The following is a 22,854-nucleotide window of genomic DNA, read 5'->3' on the forward strand; positions in this document are numbered from 1 at the left end:
ATGCCCGTGACCCTGATCGATCTCCTCGAAGAGCGAAGCACGCGTCGTCCGGACCAGCGCCTCTACACGTTCCTGGAGGACGACGCGGAGGTCACCCTCACGCAGGGTGGACTGGCCTCGCATGCCCACCGCATCGCCGCCGCGCTCCAAGCCCTCGCTTCCGGAGGGGAGCGCGCGGTCCTGCTCTATCCGCCGGGTGCGGACTACCTGGCTGGATTCTTCGGCTGTGTGTGTTCAGGCCTGGTGGCGGTGCCCGCGTACCCGCCGGATCCTTCCCGGCTGGAGCGCACCCTCCCCCGCCTGCGCGCGCTCATCGCGGACTCCGGGGCCACGGTGGTGCTCACCACCTCCGTCATCCTGTCCATGGCGGAGTTCCTCTTCACGGACGCGCCGGAGTTGCGCGCGCTGAAGTGGGTGGCGACGGACGCGTTGGAGGCGGGCGGTGAGTCCGCGTGGAAGCGGCCGGACGTGACGGCCGACACGCTGGCCTTCCTGCAATACACGTCCGGCAGCACGGGCACGCCCCGGGGCGTGATGCTCAGCCACGGCAACCTGCTGCACAACCTGGACGCCATCCGCCGCGCCTTCCAGACGCGCGACGACAGCGTGGGCGTCATCTGGCTGCCGCCGTACCACGACATGGGGCTCATTGGCGGCGTGCTGGTGCCGCTGGCCCAGGGCTTCCACACCGCGCTGATGTCGCCGCTGTCGTTCCTCAAGCGGCCGCGCGCGTGGCTGGAGGCGCTGACCCGCTTCGGCGGCACCATCAGCGGCGGTCCCAACTTCGCGTTCGAGTTGTGCGTGCGGCGCATCCCGCCCGCCGAGCGGGAGGGCCTGGACCTGAGCCGCTGGGAGGTGGCGTTCTGCGGCGCGGAGCCCATCCGTCCGGACACGCTGGCGCGCTTCACGGAGGCCTTCGCGCCGCACGGGTTCCGCCGCGAGGCGTTCTATCCCTGCTACGGCCTGGCGGAAGGGACGCTCATCGTCTCCGGAGGCGCGAAGGAGGCGGCCCCCGTCCTGCGCGACGTGGACGCGACCGCGCTGGAGTCGGGCCAGGCACGTGAGCCGGCGCGACAGTCCCGGACGTTGGTGGGCTGCGGCGCGACGCTTCCGGGTCAGCGACTGCTCGTCGTGGAGCCGGACTCCGGCCGGGTGCTGGCGCCGGGCGAGGTGGGCGAAATCTGGGTGAAGGGGCCCAGCGTGGCCCAGGGGTACTGGCGGCAGCCGGAGGAGTCCGCGCGAGTCTTCGGCGCGCGCATCACCACGGGGGAAGGACCGTTCCTGCGCACCGGGGACCTGGGGTTCCTGGACGCGGGGGAGCTGTACGTCACCGGCCGCGCCAAGGACCTGATCATCCTGCGGGGCCGGAACCTGTACCCGCAGGACCTGGAGGCGGTGGTGGAGGAGAGCCACCCCGCGCTGCGGCCCGGGTGTGGCGTGGCGTTCGGCGTCGAGGTGGATGGCGAGGAGCGGCTCGTCGTGGTGCAGGAGGTGGATCCGCGCAAGTGGGACGGGGACGCGGCGCAGCTCCTGGGGACCTTGCGTCGGAGGCTGGCGGAAACGCATGAGGTGATGCCCCACGCGGTGGTGCTCATCGAACCCGGGAGCCTGCCGAAGACGTCCAGCGGCAAGGTGCAGCGGCGGGCCACGCGCACGGCGTTCCTGGAGGGAGGGCTGCGGGAGCTGCATGCGTGGCGTGCTCCTGGAATCGACGCTCCGGAGACGCATGGCCCCGCCGCGGGCCGCGCATCCGGATCCGAGCAGCGGCACGCGCCTCCTCCGGCCTCGGCGCTGGAATCGCGCAGGGGCGCGAGGACGGAGGCGTTCGACGCGCACGCCTCGGCTTCGGAGCTGGAGTCCCACGTGCTCGCGCTGGTCGAAGCCCAGGAGGACAAGACCGATGCATCGGCATCGGAGCCGAAGCCGGTGAGCGGACTCGTCGCGCGTGCCCCGGCTTCGGAGCAGGAATCCCGCGTGCTCGCGCGGGTGGCGGCGCGACTGGGCTCTCGCGTCGAGGACCTGGATGTCCATGCGCCGCTGACGCAGTACGGGCTGGACTCGCTGGCGGCGGTGGAGCTGGCGCATGTGCTGGAGCAGGACCTCGGGGTGCCCGTTCCGATGGAAGCGCTGCTGCGCGGCGCGAGCACGGCGGAGCTGGTGCGCGAAGCGACGACGTCGAAAGCCGCTTCCCGTTCAGCGCCGAGCCGCGTCCCGCGCACGGAGTCGATGCCGCTGTCCTTCGCGCAGGAGCGCCTGTGGTTCCTGGACCGCCTGGAGCCGGGCAGCGCCTTCTACAACGTCCCCATCGTGTCCCGGCTGGACGGAACGCTCGACGTGTCCGCGCTGGAGCAGAGCCTCCAGTTCCTCGTGCGGCGTCATGAATCCCTGCGCACCGTGTTCGTGGAGACGCGCGGCGAGCCCGGCCAGCGCATCCTTCCGGAGCTGACGCTGTCGCTGCCCGTCGTGGACCTTGCTTCACTTCCCGCCGAAGCGCGCGAAGCCGAGGCCCGGAAGCTCGCGGACGAAGAAGCCCGCCGGCCCTTCGACCTGGCCCGGGGCCCCCTCATCCGGGTGGGCCTGCTGCGCCTGGACACCACCCGGCACTGGCTGCTGCTCACCGTGCACCACCTGGTCGCGGACGGCTGGTCCATGCGCGTGCTGCTGCGGGAGCTGGCGGAAGCCTACGCGGCGCTGTCCACCGGGTGCGTCCCCAGCCTGCCCGAGCCATCCCTCCAGTACGTGGACCATGCGTCATGGCAGCGCGCGTGGCTGCGCGGTGAGCGGCAGGAGGACCTGCTCGGCTGGTGGCGGGAGCATCTGGCCGGAGCACCGCCCGTGCTCGACCTTCCCGGGGATCGCCGCCGGCCCCGCGTACAGTCCTACCGGGGCGCCCAGCGGACCCACCGCTTGGAGAAGGCCGCGTGGGAGCGGGTGAAGACGCTCGCCTCACGCGAAGGCACCACGCCCTTCGTGGCGCTGCTCGCGGGCTTCCAGGTGCTGTTGCACCGCTACACCGGCCAGGAAGACCTGGTGGTGGGCGTGGACACCGCGCACCGCGCCCGTCCGGAGACCGCGGGCATCGTCGGCCTGTTCGTCAACCAGCTCCCCCTGCGCGCCGACCTCTCCGGCGCGCCGTCGTTCCGCGAGTTGCTGCGCCGCGCCCACCGCGCGTCCCTGGAGGCGTGGGCCCACCAGGACCTGCCCTTCGACGCGATGGTGCGCGGCCTCAACCCGGAGCGCAGCCTCGCGCACGCGCCCCTCTTCCAGGTGAAGCTCGTCCTCCAGGACGCCGCGTCCCACCCGGTGCACCTGCCCGGCCTCACGCTGAGCAGCGCGCTCGGAGACACCGGCGCCACCAAGCTCGACCTCACGCTCTCCGTCACCGACTCCGGCAACGGACTGGAGCTGATGTGCGAGTACGCCACCGACCTCTTCGACGCGGACACCATCGCGCGGATGCTCGGGCAGTTGGACACGCTGCTGGCCGGGGCGGCGGAGCACCCCGGGCACGCCATCACGGCGCTGCCCCTGCTGACCCCGGAGGATCGCCAGCGGGTGATGGAGGCGTGGCGCACCCCGGGCATGGCCGTGTCCCCCGACCTCGCGCACCAGCTCTTCGAGGCCCGGGTCCGGGCCACGCCCGACGCCATCGCCGCAGCGCTGGGCGAAACGACGCTGACGTACGCGCAGCTCGACGCTCGCGCCAACCAGCTCGCGCGACACCTCATCGCGGTGGGGGTCCGACCGGATCAGGTCGTGGGCGTGCATCTGGAGCGCACCCCGGACCTGGTCGTGTCACTGGTCGGCGTGCTCAAGGCGGGCGGTGCCTTCCTGCCGCTGGATCCAGGGCACCCCGCAGCGCGACTGGAGGCGATGCTGCGCGAGGCAAGGGTGTCCGTGCTCCTGAGCAACGAGGCCCTGGCGGACCGGCTGGCGCCCCAGGGTGAGTTGCTGGTGCTGCTGGACGAGGAGCGCGCTTCACTGGAGGCCCGACCGGCCCTGCCCCCGGAGCCCGCGCCCGCCGTCACGCCCGCGCACCTCGCCTACGTCATCTTCACCTCCGGCTCCACCGGCACGCCCAAGGGCGCGCTCCTGGCGCACCACGGCCTGAGCAACACGGCGCTCCGCCTGGGCGAAGCGCTGAGGCTCGGTCCGGGCAGCCGCCTGCTGCAACTGGCGTCCATCGGCTTCGATGCCTTGGTGGTCGAGGTCTTCTGCGCCCTGCTGTCCGGCGCGACGCTGGTGCTCGCGGCCCCGGAGACCCTGCTCCCGGGGCCTCCGTTGCAGCAGGCCCTCGCCGCCGGGCGCATCACCACCCTCATCGCCACGCCCACCGCGCTGGCGCCCCTGGAGCCCTCCGCGCTGCCCCTGCTGCGGGTCGTGGCGTCCGTGGGCGAGGCCTGCACGCCGGAGCTGGCCGCGCGCTGGAAGCCGGGCCGCCGTTTCCTCAACGCCTACGGCCCCACGGAGATCACCGTCTGCGCGACGATGGACGTGGACGTGGACACCGAACGTCCGTCCATCGGCCATGCCATGCCGGGCGCGAGCGTGTTCGTGCTCGATGGGCGCGGTGAGCCGGTGCCCATGGGCGTGCCGGGAGAGCTGTGCGTGGGAGGCGTGGGCGTGGCGCGCGGCTACCTGGAGCGGCCCGCGCTCACCGCCGAGCGCTTCATGCCCGACCCGTTCTCCCAGGAGCTTGGCGCCCGGCTGTACCGCACGGGAGACCGCGTGCGCACGCTGTCCAACGGCCGCCTGGAGTACCTGGGCCGCCGCGATGCCCAGGTGAAGGTGAATGGCATCCGCGTCGAGCTGGGAGAAGTGGAGGCCGTGCTGGCCCTGGTCCCGGGCGTGCGTCAGGCGGTGGTGCTCCCACGGGAGGTCGCGGGCGAGACGCGCCTCTGCGCCTGGATGGTGGCGGAGGAATCGCTGGAGCTTCCGGCCGTGCGCCGCTTCCTCAAGGAGCGGCTGCCCGACGCCTTCGTGCCTTCCGCCTTCGTGCGGCTGGACGCCCTGCCCCTCACCCAGGGCGGCAAGCTGGACCGCCATGCCCTGCCCGCGCCCGGAGCCACGCAACCCGCTTCGGACGCACCCTTCACCGCTCCCGTCACCGCCATGGAGCAGCGCATCGCCGAGGTCTGGGCGCGCGTGCTCGACGTGCCGCGCGTGGGCCTGCACGCGCACTTCTTCGAGGACCTGGGCGGTGGCTCACTCCTGGTGGTGAAGGCCAGCACGCAACTGCGCGAGGCCCTGGGGCGGGAGATTCCCGTGACCCACTTCTTCGAACATCCGACGGTCGCCCAGCTCGCCGCGCGGCTGGAGCGCGACGCCACCGCGCCCCATCCCGCGCCCCGTCCGGAAGCTCCGCGCGAGGCCTCCGGGCAGGACTCCGGCGACATCGCCATCATCGGCATGGCGGGTCGCTTCCCGGGCGCTCCGGACGTGCACGCGTTCTGGCGCAACCTGCGCGAAGGCGTGGAGTCCATCACGCGCTTCGCCAAGGAGGAGCTGGAGCCGTCACCGCTGTTCGCGGACGCGCTGCGCGACCACCCCGACTTCGTGCCGGCCGGCGGCGTGCTGGAGGAGGCGGACGGCTTCGACGCCGCCTTCTTCGGCCTGTCCCCTCGCGAGGCGCAGTGGATGGATCCGCAGCAGCGCCTGTTCCTCCAGTGCGCATGGAACGCCCTCGAGGACGCGGGCTACGACGCGGAGCGCATCGCCGAGCCCGTCTCGCTGTACGCGGGCGCGGGCAGCTCCAACGTGCACCTGCTGTCCCTGCTGGGGCAGACGCGCAAGGACCCCGCCTCCCTGTTCGAGGCGCTGGGGACGAGCGGCGGCGAGAACGTGGCCACCAAGACGGCCTACAAGCTGAAGCTCGGGGGAGAGAGCCTCAACGTCTTCACGGCGTGCTCCACCGGCCTCGTCACGGTGCATCTGGCCTGCCAGAGCCTGCGCACCCGGCAGTCGGACCTGGCGCTGGCCGGCGCGGTGAAGGTGGCCCTGCCGCAGCGCACGGGCTACCTCTTCCAGGAGGGGATGATCCTCTCGCCGGACGGCCACTGCCGCGCGTTCGACGCGAAGGCCCGGGGCACCGTGCTGGGCAGCGGCCTGGGCGTGGTGGTGCTCAAGCGGCTCGCGGACGCCGTGCGGGATGGGGACCGCGTGTACGCGGTCATCAAGGGCTCCGCGCTCAACAACGACGCGGCGGCCAAGGTCAGCTACACCGCGCCCAGCATCCAGGGGCAGAGCCAGGTGGTGGCCCGGGCGCTCGCGGCGGCGGGCGTGGACGCGGACAGCGTGGAGTACGTGGAGGCGCACGGCACCGGCACCTCGCTGGGCGACCCCATTGAAGTCGCGGCCCTCACGCGGGCGTACCGGGCGCACACGCAGCGCACGGGCTACTGCGCGCTGGGTTCGGTGAAGACGAACATCGGGCACCTGGACACGGCCGCGGGCATCGCCGGCCTCATCAAGGCCGCCCTCGCCCTGCACCACGGCGAGGTGCCGCCCAGCCTCCACTTCGAACAGCCCAACCCGCAGATCGACTTCGCGCGCAGCCCCTTCTTCGTGAACACCACCCTGCGCCCGTGGGAGCGCACCGCAGGGCCCCGCCGCGCGGCCGTCAGCTCGTTCGGCATTGGCGGAACCAACGCGCACGTGGTGCTGGAAGAAGCGCCCACGCGTGAGCCCGTCTCCTCAGGCCGTCGCTCACGGCAGCTCGTCACGCTGTCCGCCCGCACGCCCGCCGCGCTGGAGGCGGTGACGCGCGAGCTGGCGGACGCGGTGGAGGCGCGCTCCGACGTGGAGCTCGCGGACGTGGCCTTCACGCGCAATGTGGGCCGCAAGGGCTTCGAGGTGCGCCGCACGGTGGTCGCGGAGGACCTCGCCGGACTCGTGGAGGCCCTGCGCAAGCCGGGCACGACGTCCACCGTGCGCGACGTGGATGCGCCGCCCTCGCAGCGCGCGGCCTTCCTCTTCCCGGGTCAGGGCGCGCAGACCGTAGGCATGGCCCGCGAGCTGTTCGACACCGAGCCCCGCTTCCAGCAGGAGCTGGAGGCCTGCTTCGCGCTGCTGCCGTCCGTGGGGCTGACGCAGGACCTGCGGTCCGTGCTGTTCCCGTCGGCCGCGGAAGAGGCCCGGGCGCAAGCGGCCCTCGCCGAGCCCCGCTTCGCGCTGCCCGCGTTGCTCGCCGTGGAGGTCTCGCTCGCCCGGTGGTGGATGGGGCTGGGGTTCAAGCCCACCGCGCTGCTGGGGCACAGCTTCGGTGAGTACGCCGCGGCGTGCATCGCCGGGGTGCTGTCGCTGGAGGACGCGCTGCGGCTGGCCGTGGTGCGTGGCGAGCTGATGTCGCGGCTGCCGGCGGGCGGAATGCTCGCGGTGGGCCTGTCCTCGGACGAGGTCCGCCCGCTGCTCTCCGACACGCTGGAGGTCGCGGCCATCAACGGAGCGGACCGCTGCACGGTGTCCGGACCGTTGGAGCCGCTGGCCGCGCTGGAGCGCACGCTCGTGGTGCGGCGCGTGGGCGTGGTGCGGCTGCCCGCGTCGCATGCATTCCACTCGCGCGACGTGGAAGCGCTGATGCCCGAGTTGGAGCGGGCCGTCGCGGGCCTGTCGCTGAAGGCCCCAGCCGTGCCGTACGTGTCCAGCCTCACCGGCACGTGGATCCGTCCGGAGGAAGCCACCTCGCCGCGCTACTGGGCGCGGCAGATGCGTGAGCCGGTGCGCTTCGCCGCCGGACTGGACACCCTGCTGCAAGCCGGCCACGGGCTGTTCATCGAGGCCGGTCCGGACCAGGGCCTCACCGCGCTCGCACGGCTGCGGCTGCGCACGGCGCCGGACACGGTGGCCGTGTCCTCGCTGCGCCGCGCGGGCACCTCCACGTCCGATGTCCAGACGCTGCTGGAGTCCGTGGGCACGCTGTGGCGCCTGGGCGCGAGCGTGGACTGGGAGGCCCTGCACGCCCACGGTCCCCGCCGTCGCATCTCGCTGCCGGGCTACCCGTTCGAGACCGTTCGCATCACGGTGGACGTCCGGCCCGTGCTGCCCCTGTCGGAGGTCGCTGCCGTGGCGGCGACGCATCCTCCAGTTCTTCCGGTGGCGGCCGTCGTCCCGGCGGCCGTCGTGCTCGCGCCGCCTGGCCTGAGCGACATCGAGCAACGGCTGATGGAACTGTGGCGCGAGCGGCTGGGCATCGCGGACATCGGCCTGGACGACAACTTCCTCGACCTGGGCGGCAACTCGCTCATGGCGGCGCAACTGCTCACGCGGCTGCGCGAGACGTTCCACACGCAGGTGCCGCTGAGCGACCTGTTCGAAGCGCCCACGGTGGCGGGCCTCGCCGAGCGCATCGAAGCGCGGCTCCAGGCAGAGGGCCTGCTCGGCACGGAGCAAGGGGAGGCTCCCGCGGCGTCGGCGGCGGCCATCCAGCCCTGGCCCCGCACGGACCCGCTGCCCCTGTCGTACGTGCAGGAGCGCGTCTGGGAGATGGGGGCGCGGGAGCCGGGCAGCTCGCTGTTCAATGAGCCGCTCGCGGTCCGCGTCTCCGGCGCGCTGCGCCCGGACCTGCTGGAGCGCGGCGTCAACGAGGTCATCCGCCGCCACGAGTCGCTGCGCACCGTCTTCGTCGACGTGAACGGCCAGGGTGTGCCGCGCCTGCTGCCCGAGGTGCGCATCTCCATTCCCGTGGTGGACCTGCGCGGCTTCACCGGAGACCTGGAGGCGGAAGCCCTGCGGCGCGCGCGCCTGGAGCCCGCGGCGCCGTTTGAACTGGACCGGGGCCCGCTCGTACGGGTGAGCCTGCTGCGGTTGGCGGACACCGAGCACGTGCTGCTCGTGACCATCCATCACATCGTCGCGGACACGCTGTCACTGGTGAACCTCATCCGCGAGGCGCTGGCCCTCTACACCGGCTTCGTGCACGGCGTGACCGTGCCGCTGCCGGAGCTGTCCATCCAGTACATCGACTTCACACTCTGGCAGCGGCAGGTGCTCGTCGACGGCACGCTCGCGGATCAGCAGGCGTACTGGCGGCGTCAGCTCGCGGGACGCCCGGGGGCGCTGTCCCTGCCGCTGGACCGACCGCGCATCCCCGGAGCACGGCGGCGCGGGGCGCGGCACGGGTTCACCTTCACGGAGGAGCTGAGCGTCGCGCTGAACGCATTCAGTCAGCGCGAAGGGCTCACGGGGTACATGACGCTGCTCGCCGGCTTCACGGCGCTCCTGGCCCGGTGCTCGGGTCAGGACGACATCGTCGTGGGCACGTCCATTGGAAACCGGACGCGGCCGGAGCTGGAGCCGCAGATCGGCTACGTGGCGCACGCGCTGGCACTGCGCACGAGCGCGGCCGGGGACCCGGACTTCCGCACGCTCGCGCTGCGCGTGCGCGACACCACGCTCGGGGCCTTCGCGAATCCGGACGTGCCCTATGAGCAGTTGCTGGGAGAGCTGGAGCCCGGAGAGGAGCACCGGCTGGGCCGCCTGTTCGACGCCATCTTCCTGCTGCACGCGGAGAATGTGTCCGCGCCCATCGAGGACTTCCCCGGCCTGCGGCTGGTCTACTACGACGTCACCGAGCTGCCCGCGCAGTACGGCACGTCGCTCGCGGACCTCACGATGCTGATGCGGGAGGACGCCCGGGGCTTCTCCGGAACGCTGGAGTACGCCGTCGACCTGTTCGACGCGGACACCATCGCGCGGCTGCTGTCCCAGTTGCAGGCGCTGCTCTCCGACGCCGTCGCCTCGCCCACGAAGCCGCTGTCCCGGCTGTCGCTGGATGCGATGCCCGCGCGAGCACGGAGCACCGAGGTCCAGGTCGCGGCCAACGGCTCGCTGCTGGCCCTGCTCGCATCCCGCGCGGAGCAGACCCCGGACGCGGTGGCCGTGCGTCAGGACGAAGCGGTCCTGTCGTGGCGGTCGCTGCGGGAGAAGGCGCTGGGCCTCGCGGAGCACCTGCGTGCACGAGGCGTGGGCCCCGGTGTTCCGGTCGCCGTGTGCCTGGAGCCTTCCCCCAACCGCGCCGTCGCGCTGTGGGGCGTGCTGTCGGCCGGGGGCGCGTACGCGCTGGTGTCGCGTGACGGGATTGAGGAGCTGGCCTCGCTCGGACGCGATGGCGCTCTGGTCCTGGTCGTGAGCGACGGAACGCTCACCCTGCCACCCGGCGTCTCCGCGTCCGTCCTCAACATCGACGACGCTTCGGCCGGCGGGATACGGACACCCGGGCTGAAAGCCTCCGTGGACCTGGACGGCCTTGCCTGCCTTGCACGCGAAGGGACGGACACGGCGCGGCCCCGCGTGATGTTGAGCCACCGCAACCTCGTCCACCGGCTCGCCGCGCTGGATGCGCGCGTGGAGGCACGGCCGGGCGAGCTGTGGCTGAGCACCACGGATGCCGCTTCCGACCCGGCGGACCTGGAGCTGCTGTGGGCCCTTTCCCGTGGGCTCCCCGTGGTGCTGCCGTCGCGGGGCGCCTTCCGGGAGGAACCCCGCCGGACGGGCGCGCCCACGAAGCGGGCCCTGGACTTCAGCCTCTTCTACTTCGCCAATGACGCGGAGGAGTCGGGGCGGAAGAAGTACCAGTTGCTCATCGACGGCGCGAAGTTCGCGGACGCCCACGGGTTCAGCGCCATCTGGACGCCCGAGCGCCACTTCCACGACTTCGGGGGCCCCTACCCCAGCCCCACCGCCACCAGCGCCGCACTGGCCATGGTCACCGAACGCGTGTCCATCCGCGCGGGCAGCGTTGTGCTTCCGCTGCATGATCCGCTGCGCGTCGCGGAGGAGTGGTCCGTCATCGACAACCTCTCCAACGGCCGCGCGGGCGTGTCCTTCGCCACGGGCTGGAACGCGAACGACTTCGTCTTCGCCCCCCAGAACTTCCACCAGCGTCCGGAGGCCGTGCGCCGGGGCGTGGAGGAGGTGCGCACGCTATGGAAGGGCGGCACGGTGCGCCGCACCAACGGCGCGGGCGTGGAAGTGGACATCGCCATCCGTCCCCGCCCCGTGCAGGCGGAGCTGCCGGTGTGGATCACCGCCGCCTTCAACCCGGAGACCTTCCGGCTCGCGGGCGAGCTGGGCACGGGCCTGCTCACCAACGTGCTGGGCCTGGGCCAGGATTTCGTGGAGCTGGAGCGCAAGGTCGCCATCTACCGCGAGGCCCGGCGCAAGGCCGGACACCCGGGCCGTGGCCACGTCGTGCTGATGCTCCACACCTTCGTCACCTCCAGCCGCGAGGACGTGAAGCGTCAGGCGCGGGAGCCCCTGCTGCGCTACTTCCGCAGCTCCGTGGAGCTGGTGAACGGGCTCGTGGCCAGCCAGGGCCCGGGCTTCGATGTGCGCTCGCTCACGCCCCAGGACCTGGACGTGCTGTTGGAGCAGGGCGTGTCGCGCTACCTGGAGTCGGGCGGTTTGTTCGGCACGCCGGATTCGCTGGAGGCTCGCGTGGAGCAGTTGCGGCAGGCCGACGTGGACGAGGTGGCCTGCCTCATCGACTTCGGCATCGCCCCCGACATCACCCTGGAGGGCCTGCGGCACCTGGATGTGCTGCGCCAGCGCAGCCAGGTGTCCTCCGCGCCCGCCACGGAGTCTCCGCACGTCGAGGTGGACCGCGCCGGAATGCTCGCGCGGCTGCTGCGCACGGCGCCGTCGGTCCACCTGCGTGGCTCCTTCGAGAGCGCGCGGATGCTCGCGGAGCTGCCGGATGCGGCGAGCGTGATGGGGCCGGTGCGCACGCTGGTGCTGGACGACGCGGAGGGGCTGTCGCCGGACCTCGCGCGTGCGCTCCAGCGCGCCACCTCCGCGCGGATCGTGTCGCCCGTGTCGCTGCTGCCAGGGGCCCGTGAGGCCACGGCCCCAGGGCCGCGCTTCGTGCTGGATGGCGCCGGCCGGCGTGCGCCGGTGGGCGTGGTGGGTGAGCTGTTCCTGGGCGGGGATGCCGTGCCGCTCGGATTCTGGAAGGCCCCGGAGTTGACCCAGGAGCGCCTGCCTGCGTCACCGGAAGGCACGGGCGCGCGGCTCTACGGCACCGGCACTCGGGCGCGCTATCGAACGGACGGCGAGGTGGAGCTGCTGACGCCCACCCTCCGCGCACCGCCCACGTCCCCGGCTTCGACCCCGGGCATGGCGGCGAGGACCGTGACGGCAGGGGATGCCGCATCAAGGCCCGCGCCACTGCCGGGTGTCCCCGCGCATGCGACCTCGCTGCCGAACAGCCACGCCCGGTCCACCCTCCCGACGGGTGCCACTGCGCCCGGTGTGACGTCGCAAGGCGCAACGGCCCACGCTACGCAAACGGGTGCCACCGCGCACGCTGCGACACCACAAGGTGCCGCCCGCGCCACGCAGCAGAGTGCCGCCACGCACACGGCAACACCGCAAGGTGCCACGGCCCGCGTCACGCCGCCGGCCGCACCCGCGCGCGCCACCGCCCCTGGCTCGCAGTCCATCCAGCGCGTGCCCCGCACGAGGCCCCTGCCGTTGTCGTTCGCGCAGCAGCGGCTGTGGTTCCTGGACCAGTACGAACCCGGCAGCGCGCTCTACAACATCCCGTCCGCGATGCGCCTGGAGGGCACGCTGGACGTGTCCGCGCTGGGCCGCGCCTTCGCGGAGGTGATGCTCCGCCATGAAGCCCTGCACACCACATTCCGCGTCCAGGACGGCGACGCCATCCAGGTCATCACGCCCAGCAGCGTGGACTCCGCATTGGAAGTCGAGGACCTGAGCGACCTGCCCGCCGCCGAACGCGAAGCCGAGGCCCAGCGCCGCGTCCGGGAGGAGGCCCGCGCCCCGTTCGACCTGTCGCGAGGTCCCCTGCTGCGCACCCGCCTGCTGCGCCTCGCGGAGCGCGAGCACCTGCTGCTCGTCACGATGCACCACATCGTCTCCGACGGCTGGTCCATCGGCGTGCTCATCCGTGAAGCCGTCATGCTGTATGAAGGCTTCACGGCCGGCCGGCCCGCGCTCCTGCCGGAGCTGCCCATCCAGTACGCCGACTTCGCCGTCTGGCAGCGTGACTGGCTCCAGGGCGCGCTGCTGGACAAGCAGCTCGCGTACTGGCGCAAGCAGCTTGAGGGCGCGCCTCCCGCGCTGGAGCTGCTCCCCGACCATCCGCGCACGGGCGACACCAGCAACCCCGGCGCCACGCACCGGGAGCTGTTCCCGCACGCGCTGATGCAGGGCCTGCGAGCGCTGTGCCGCCGTGAGAAGGGCACGCTCTTCATGGGCCTGCTCGCGGGCCTCCAGGCGCTGCTGTCGCGCTACACGGGCCAGGACGACGTCAGCATCGGCGCGCCCATCGCCGGCCGCAACCAGCCGCAGACCGAGGGGCTCATCGGCTTCTTCGTCAACACGCTGGTGCTGCGCACGAAGCTGGACGGCGACCCGACCTTCATGGAGCTGCTGCGCCGGGTGAAGGCCGTGACGCTGGGCGCGTACGCGCACCAGGACGTGCCCTTCGAGAAGCTGGTGGAAGCACTGCAACCGCCCCGGATGGCGGGCCACACGCCCTTCTTCCAGGTGACGCTGGTGCTGCTCAACACGCCAGCGGTGGAGCTGACCGGCCCGGGCCTCACCTTCCGCACGGTGGACGTGGACAGCGGCGCGTCCAAGTTCGACTTCACCCTCGTCTTCACCGAATCGCCGCGCGGGCTCCAGGTCGCCTTCGAATACCGCAGCGACCTCTTCGAGGCGACCACCGCCGCCCGAATGGTGGAGCACCTGCGCGTGCTCTTGGAGGACGCGGTCACGAACCCCGAGCGCCGCCTCTCCGAACTCAACTTCCTGACCGACACCGAACGCCAGCGCGTGCTCGTGGATGGGAGCCCGCCTCCGTCCGGAGGCCCCGCCGAACCGCCCGTGCATGAAGCCTTCGAAGCCCAGGCCCGGCGCACGCCCGACGCCGTGGCCGCCCTCTTCGAGGACCAGCCCCTCACGTACGCGGAGCTGGAGCGCCGCGCGAACCAGCTCGCATGGCATCTGCGCGACAGTGGCGTGCTCCCGGGAGACCGGATCGCCCTGTGCCTGGAACCGTCGCTGGAGCTGCTGGTGGGCGTGCTCGGCGTCCTCAAGTCAGGCGCGGCCTTCGTCGCCCTGGATCCGGGCGCCGCCGAGGAGCACCTGACCTTCATCCTGAAGGACTCCGGCTCGCACACGGTACTCACCCAATCGAAGCTCATACCCAGGCTTCCCCCGACGCGCGCGCGCGTGGTGTGCGTGGACACGGAGGCCGCGACCTTCGCCCGGTTCCCGTCCCACGCCCCACCGTCCTCCAGCGAGCCGGATTCGCTTTGCACCCTGCGCTACACGTCCGTCAGCACGGGACGTCCCCGGGGCATCGCGGTGGCGCATCGGACGCTGTCCTCGGAGGTGACGTGGACGCGCCAGCGCTCGTCCAAGGTGGACGCCGTCACCTTGCAGTTCGCATCGCTCGACGGGGCCACCGCCTGCCAGGAACTGTTCACGCCCTGGTCCGTGGGCGCCTGCGTGGTGGTGCCCTCGTCACGGACGCGTCAGGACCCTCCGACGCTGCTGGCGTTCATGGCCCGTCACGGAGTGGAGCGGGTGTTCCTGCCGTTCATCGCGCTGCGGCTGCTGGCGGACGCGGTGGCCCATGGCGCCCCCGTGCCGGAGCGGCTCGTGGAGGTGGTGACGTTCGGTGAGCCGGCGCAGGTGACGCCCGCGCTCGTAGCCCTCTTCCAACGGTTGCCCCACGCCACCCTGCGAAGACAGTACGGCCCGTCCGAAGCCCACGGCGTCGTCGCCCACCGCCCGAGCGGTCCGCCAAGCACGTGGGAGCGGCTGCTCCCCCTGGGCAGGCCCGTGCCCGGCACGCGGCTGTACATCGTGGATCCCACCGGGCGCCCCTGCCCCACGGGCGTTCCCGGCGAGGTGTGGGTCGGCGGTCCACAGGTGGCGCTCGGCTACCCCGCGCGCCCGGAGCTGACCGCGGAGCGGTTCGTCCCGGACGGCCTCTCCGGCGAAGCGGGCGCACGGCTGTACCGCACCGGAGACCGCGCCCGCTGGCGTGAGGACGGCACCGTCGAGTTCCTCGGTCGGCTCGACAGCCAGTTGCGCGTGCGCAGCTTCCGCATCGAGCCCGGCGAGGTGGAAGTCGCCCTGCTCGGCGTCCCTGGCGTGCGCGAGGCGGCGGCGCTGGTGCGCGAGGACGTGCCCGGCGACAAGCAGCTCGTGGGCTACGTGGTGCTCCAGCCGGATACCGCCTGGGAACCGGAAGCCCTCCGGCAGGCCCTGGGACGCAGCCTGCCGGAGTCCATGCTGCCCGGCGCGCTGATGCGCCTGGACGCGCTGCCGGTGACGCCCTCGGGCACGCTGGCGCACGGGCTGCTTCCCGCGCCGGAAGGGGTGGGCCTCCAGGCAGGGGCGCGCCCCACCACGCCCCGGACGCGGCTGGAGCAGACGCTGGCGGACATCTTCGCGCAGGTGCTGGGCGTGGAGAGCGTCGGCATCACCGACAGCTTCTTCGACCTGGGTGGACACTCGCTGCTGGCCACGCAGGTCGCCTCACGCCTGCGCAACGGCCTGGGCGTGGACGTGCGACTGCGCGAGGTGTTCGACCACCCCACGGTGGAGACCCTCGCCCGCCGCATCGAGGAGCGCGTGCCCGAAGCGGAACGCGCGCCGCGGCCGCCCGCCATCACCGCGCGGCCCGGCGTCACGTCCGCCGTGCTGTCCTTCGCGCAGCAGCAGATGTGGTTCCTGGACCAGTACCAACCGGGCACCGCGCTCTACAACATCCCCGCCGCGATGAGCATGGAGGGCCTGGTGGACGTCCCCGCGCTCACCGGGGCCTTCACGGAGCTCGCGCGCAGGCATCAGGTGATGCGCACCACGTTCCAGGAACTAGACGGCACCGTCACCCAGGTCTTCGCGCCCCCCGCGCCGTGGACGCTGTCGGTCGAATCGCTGGAGCACCTTTCTCCCGAGCAACGCGAGGACGAGGCCGGGCGCCGGGCGCAGGAGGAGGCCCGCGCCCCGTTCGACCTGGCACGGGGGCCGCTCCTGCGCACGCGCCTGCTGCGGCTCGCGGAGCGCGAACACCTGCTGATCGTCACGATGCACCACATCATCGCCGACGGCTGGTCCATTGGCGTGCTCATCCACGAGCTGGTCGCGCTGTACGAGGCGAACCTCGCCGGCCGGCCCGCGCCCCTGCCGGAGCTGCCCATCCAGTACGCGGACTACGCCACGTGGCAGCGTGACTGGCTGCGCGGCGAAGTGCTGGACAGACAGGTCGCCTACTGGCGCAAGCAGTTGGCGGGGGTACCTCCCGCGCTGGACGTTCCCACGGACCATCCGCGCGACGCGGACGCCGGGACCCCGGGCACGTGGCTGGCCATGGAGCTGCCGCTGGAGCTGGTGCAAGCCCTGCGCGCCCTCTGCCAGCGCGAAGGCGCCACGCTGTTCATGGGCCTGCTCGCCGGACTCCAGGCACTGCTGTCGCGCTACTCCGGCCAGGACGACATCCGCGTGGGCGCGCCCGTCGCGGGCCGCACGCAGGCGGAGACCGAAGGCCTCATCGGCGTCTTCGTCAACACGCTGGTGCTGCGCACGAAGCTGGACGGCGACCCCACCTTCCGCGAGCTGCTGGGCCGGGTGAAGGACGTGACGCTGAGCGCGTACGCGCACCAGGACGTGCCCTTCGAGAAGCTGGTGGAGGTCCTCCGGCCTCCGCGCATCTCGGGCCGCACGCCCTTCTTCCAGGTGGCGCTGGTGGTGCTCAACACGCCGTCGGCGGAGCTCGCCGTGCCGGGCCTCCAGATGAATCTGCTGGAGCTGGACAGCGGCACCGCGAAGTTCGACTTCAGCCTCACGTTGAGCGAATCCCCCCAAGGCATCCGGGGCACGCTGGAGTACCGCACCGACTTGTTCGAAGAGGCCACCGCCGAGCGGCTGGTGACACACCTGCACGCGCTCCTGAAGGACGCGGTGGCCCATCCCGAGCAGCGCCTGTCCACGCTGTCGTACCTGTCCGAGGAGGAGCGGCGACAGCTCCAGGTGGACAGCCGCCCCCGTCCCGCCCTCACCGTGACAACGACGGACCCCGGCGGCACCGCAGCGCGCACGCCCCCCGCGCAGGCGCCACTCGTCGCGCCACGAACGCCGTTGGAGCCGCCGACGACGGACGGACGAGCGGACACGTCACCGCGCCGGAGCATGGGCGCGACCATCGCGCCGCGCACCATCGAGGCGCCCGCGTCCTTCACGCAGCAGCGGCTGTGGCTCCAGGAATCACAAGCGCCGAACCGCCCGCGTTTCCACCCGACCGTCGCGCTGCGCGGGGAAGGCACCCTGGACGCGGAAGTCCTCCAGCGGGCCTTCACGGAGCTGGTGCGACGGCACCCCTCGCTTCGCACCACCTTCCGCGCCCATGACGGCCGGCCCGTCCAACGCATCCACGCCGCCACGGCGTTCCCGCTGACGGTGGAGGACCTGCGCGCGCTGGAGCCGGACCGCCGGGAAGCAGAGGTCCAGCGACGGACGCGGGAGCAAGCCCGCGCTCCGTTCGACCTGGCGAAGGGACCGCTCCTGCGCGTGGGACTCCTGCGCCTCGCAGAGCGGGAGCACCTGCTGCTCATCACGCCGCACCCCCTCATCGCCGACGGTGCGTCCATGGACCTCCTCCGCCGGGAGCTGGGGACGCTCCACGAAGCCTTCACCGCCGGGATGCCGTCCCCCCTGCCGGAGCTGCCGCTCCAGTACGCGGACTACGCCACCTGGCAGCAGGAAGCCCTCCAGGGCGAGCTCCTGGAGGAACAGCTCGCGTATTGGCGCGGCCAGTTGGAGGACGCACCGCCGGGCTCGGAGCTGCCCATGGACCACCCGCGCACCGGCGAGGAGGATCCGCCTGGTGCCTCCCTGCCGGTGGCGCTGTCCGCCACGTTGACGAAGGACCTCGCGGCCCTGTGCCAGCGTGAAGGCGCCACGTTGTTCATGGGCCTGCTCGCGGGCCTCCAGGCCGTGCTCGCGCGACACGCGGGCCAGGACGACATCACCGTGGGCGCGCCCGTCGCGGGCCGCACGCAGGCGGAGATGGAGGGGCTGGTCGGCGCCTTCAGCAACACGCTGGTGCTGCGCACGAAGCTGGACGGCGACCCCTCGTTCCGGGAACTGCTGGGCCGGGTGAAGGCCGTGACGCTGGGCGCGTTCGCGCACCAGGACGTGCCCTTCGAGAAGCTGGTGGAGGTGCTCCAGCCTCCCTCCCGGCGCGGCGTGGCGCCCTTCTTCCAGGTGGCGCTCTCGCTCCAGGAGGGGCCGTCCACGGCGCTCGCGTTCCCCGGCATCGCATTCCATCGGGTGGAGACGGACCGGGGCACGCCCCGCTTCGACCTGTCGCTCACCCTGGCCGAAACGCCGTCGGGCCTGCGAGGCTCGCTGGAGTACCGGGCGGACCTCTACGAGGTGGAGACCGTCACCCGGTTGAGCGAACACCTGCGCCTGCTGCTGGAAACGGCGGTGGCGGAGCCCACGCGGCGGCTGTCCACGCTGTCGCTGCTCTCCGACGCGGACCGGCACCGCGTGCTCGTGGAATGGAACGCGACCGCCGTGCCGTACCCGCGTGACACGGCCGTGCATGCGTTGTTCGAAGCCCAGGCCGCGCGCACGCCGGAGGCCGTGGCGGTGGAGTTCCAGGGCCAGACGCTCACCTACGCGGCGTTGGATCGCCGGGCCAACCAGCTCGCGTGGCACCTGCGCAAGAGCGGCGTGAGGCCGGGCGCGAAGGTGGCGCTGCTCCTGGCGCGCTCGCTGGAAGTGCCGGTGTCGGTGCTCGGCATCCTCAAGGCAGGAGCGGCCTACGTCCCGCTGGATGCCGAAGCGCCCCTGGAGCGGCTGTCCTTCTTCCTGGAGGACACCGGCGCGGCGCTGGTCCTCACCTCGGAGGCGATGCAGGACCACCTGCCCGCCGGCGCCCCCCGAATCCTGCTGCTCGACACGGAAGCGGCGCGCCTCGACGCGGAGCCGGACACGGCGCCGGGGTCCCCCCAGGGAGGAGACGCGCTCGCGTACGTCCTCTACACCTCCGGCACCACTGGCCGACCCAAGGGCGTCTGCGTCCCGCACCGGGCCATCGTCCGGCTGGTGGTGGGCACGGACTTCGCGAGGTTCGGAGCGGACGAGGTCTTCCTGCAACTGGCCCCACTCGCCTTCGACGCTTCGACCTTCGAGCTGTGGGGCTGCCTGCTGCACGGAGGCCGCCTGGTGATGGCCGACCCGAAGGCCACGTCCCTGGAGGAGCTGGGCCGCACGCTGGACGCACACCACGTCACCACGCTGTGGCTGACGTCCGCGCTCTTCGAACAGATGGCCGCCACGCAGCCGGAAGCCCTGGCCCGCGTGCGCCAGGTCCTCGCTGGCGGTGATGTGCTCAACCCGGTGCGCGTGCGGGAACACGTGGCCCGGGCAGGACAATTGGTGAACGGCTACGGCCCCACCGAGGGCACCACCTTCACCACCTGCCACGTGATGACCGACGCGAGCGCGGTGGATGCGCCGGTGTCCATTGGCCGGCCGCTCGCCAACACGCGCGTGTACGTGCTCGACGCGCACCTGCGGCCCGTGCCGCCGGGCGTGCCCGGGGAGCTGTACGTGGCGGGAGACGGACTGGCCTGGGGCTACCTCCAGCAGCCCGCGCTCACCGCGGAGCGGTTCCTGCCGGATGCGTTCAGCGACGTGCCGGGAGCGCGGATGTACCGCTCCGGCGATCAGGTCCGCTGGAAGGCGGACGGCACGCTCCAGTTCCTCGGCCGCCGCGACACGCAGGTGAAGCTGCGCGGCTTCCGCGTGGAGCCGGGCGAAATCGAGGCCGTGCTCCTGGGACACCCGTCGGTGCGCGAAGCGGTGGTGCTCGCACGCGACGACATGCCGGGAGGACGGGCGCTGGTGGCCTACGTGGTGCCCCGCGCCCCGGAGGCCTCCTCGCACGCCGGGGCCTCGCCGCTGCTGGAGATCGCGGCCCTGCGCGACTGGCTGCGGGAGCGGCTGCCCGGGTACCTGGTGCCCACGGCCATCGTCCAGCGGGCCTCGCTGCCCGTCACCCGCAACGGCAAGGTGGACCGCCGCGCCCTTCCCGCCCCCGAGGCTCCGGGCACGGAGGGCGGCGCCGTCCAGCCGCGCACGGACACCGAGGCCCGGCTCGCGTCGCTGTGGAACGGGCTGCTCGGAACGAAGGGCGCGGGCCCGAAGGACGACTTCTTCGAGCTTGGCGGCCACTCGCTGCTCGCGACACAGTTGTTGTCGCGCATCCGCGCCACCTTCGCCGTGGAGCCCCGGCTCCAGGAACTCTTCGAAGCGCGCACGCTGGAGGCCCAGGCGGCGATGGTGGAGGCCGCCCTCGCCCGCGCCGTCCGGATCCAGACGCCCCCGCTGCGTCCCGTACCGCGCCAGGGGAACCTGCCGCTGTCGTTCGCGCAGCAGCGGCTGTGGTTCCTGGACCAGTACCAGCCAGGGCTTCCCGTCTACAACATCCCGGCCGCGATGCGGCTGCACGGCGCCGTGGATGAGGGGGCGTTGGAGCGCGCCTTCACGGAGCTGCTGCGCCGCCACGAATCCCTGCGCACCACCTTCGCCTCCGACGCGGGCACGCCCGTCCAGGTCATCACCCCGAAGGCGTCCTTCCCGCTGCCCGTGGAGGACCTGCGAGCGCTGGCGGAGCAGGAGCGGGAAGAGGCCGCCCGCCGCCTGTCGGAGGAGGAAGCACGACGGCCCTTCGACCTTGCCCGGGGACCGCTGCTGCGGGCCCGGCTGCTGCGGTGGTCGGAGCAGGAGCACCTGCTGCTCGTGACGATGCACCACATCGTCTCCGACGGCTGGTCCATGGCCATCCTCATCCGGGAGATGGTCGCGCGGTACGAAGCCGAGCGCTCCGGCCAGCCACTGGCGTTGCCGTCGCTGCCCGTGCAGTACGCGGACTACGCCGTCTGGCAGCGCGAATGGCTCCAGGGGGACGTGCTCCAGAGGCAGTTGGATTACTGGCGTCACCAGCTTGCAGGAGCCCCCTCGGCGCTGGAGCTGCCCACGGACCGTCCCCGGGGCGCGAACTCGCGCCAGCCGGGCGCGAACCTCCCGCTGCTGTTGCCCCGCACGCTGGCGCAGGACCTGACGGTGCTGTGCCAGCGCGAGGGCGCCACGCTGTTCATGGGCCTGCTCGCGGGCTTCCAGGCCGTGCTCTCCCGCTGGGCGGCGCAGGACGACATCAGCGTGGGTGCGCCCATCGCCGGCCGGACGCGCAAGGAGACCGAAGGGCTCATCGGCTTCTTCGTCAACACGCTGGTGCTGCGCACGAAGCTGGAAGGCAACCCCACCTTCCGCGAACTGCTGGGCCGCGTGAAGCGCGTCACGCTGGAGGCCTACGAGCACCAGGACGTGCCCTTCGAGAAGCTGGTGGAGGTGCTCCAGCCGAAGCGTCAGCTCGAAGGCACCCCGTTCTTCCAGGTGTCGCTGGTGCTGCTCAACACGCCGGCCGCGGAGCTGTCGCTGCCGGGGATGCGCATCGAATCGCTCCCGGTGGATTCGGGCACCGCGATGTTCGACCTCTCGCTCACCCTCACGGAGAAACCCGAAGGGCTGGAGGGCGGGCTGGAGTACCGCACCGACCTCTACGACAGGGCCACGGTGGAGCGCCTCATGGGGCACCTGCGCGTGCTCCTGGAGGACGCGGCGGCCCATCCGGAGCGGCGCCTGTCCGACCTGGCCCTCCTCACGGAAGCAGAGCGACAGCAGACGCTCGGCGAATGGACGCGTGCGCGCGCCGACTTCCCGCGCGACACGGCCGTCCACGCGCTGTTCGAAGCCCAGGCCCGGGCGACGCCCGACGCCGTGGCCGTGGAGCATGACGGCGGCACCGTCACCTACCAGCGGTTGGAGGCACGCGCGTCCGGGCTTGCCCGGCACCTGCGGACGCTCGGCCTTCCCACCGGAGCACGGGTGGCCCTGTTCCTGGAGCGCTCGCACGCGCTGCCCGTGGCGATGCTGGGCACCCTCAAGGCCGGCGCGACCTATGTGCCGCTGGACTCCGCCTCACCGCCGGAACGGCTCGCCTTCCAGTTGGAGGACGCGGGCGTCACGGTGCTCCTCACCGAGCCACGGCTGCGCGACCGCCTGCCCGCCTTCAAGGGGCGCATCATCGAGGTCGAGTCCGCCCCTCGGTCCGACACCGGAGGGACGCCGCTCCCCGACGTGGATCCGGACGTGCCCGCGTACGTGCTCTACACGTCCGGCAGCACAGGCCAGCCCAAGGGCGTGCTGATCTCCCATCGCTCGCTGGCGAACCATGCGACGTGGATGGGGACCACCTTCAGGCTGGGAGCCGGGGACCGGCAGCTCCAGTTGGCGGCCCTGGGCTTCGACGCCTCCGCCGCGGAGCTCTTCTCCACGCTCCTGTCCGGCGCCACGCTCGTGCTCGCGCCCCCCGAGGCCCAGCGCGATGTCGCGCTCCTGGCGGACACGCTGTCCCAGCAGCGCATCACCGTCCTCCAGGCCGTGCCCTCCGTGCTGCGCCTCCTGGTGGTGGAGCCCGCGTTCGCGAAGGCCACGCACCTGCGCCTGCTCTTCTGCGGCGGTGAAGTGCTGACGCCGGACCTGGCCACGCGGCTGCGTGCGGTGGCGCCGGCGGTCCGGCTCATCAATGCCTACGGTCCCACGGAGACGACCATCGACGCGACGTGGTCGCCTGTCACCGGCGAGGAGTCCGGCGCGACGGTGCCCATCGGCCGTCCGGTGGCCAACGCGGAGGTCTACGTGCTGGACACCGCGCAGGGGCCCGTGCCCATCGGCGTCCCGGGAGAGCTGCACCTGGGCGGCGTGCCCCTGGCGCACGGCTACCTGGGCCGTCCCGCCCTCACCGCGGAA

The 22,854-nt window shown here is 72.4% G+C and carries 1 protein-coding gene (running past one end of the window); it reads left to right on the top strand.

The annotated features are described in order from the left end of the window. On the top strand, nucleotides 1-22,854 hold the 5' portion of the coding sequence (locus D7V88_RS11060; RefSeq protein ID WP_120540590.1) for a non-ribosomal peptide synthase/polyketide synthase. 4,698 nt of this gene lie beyond the right edge of the window; the window shows 22,854 of its 27,552 coding nt (coding positions 1-22,854); it begins with the start codon at nucleotides 1-3; its stop codon lies off the right edge, out of view.

This window comes from Corallococcus terminator (assembly GCF_003611635.1).
In the GTDB taxonomy this organism is placed as follows: domain Bacteria; phylum Myxococcota; class Myxococcia; order Myxococcales; family Myxococcaceae; genus Corallococcus; species Corallococcus terminator.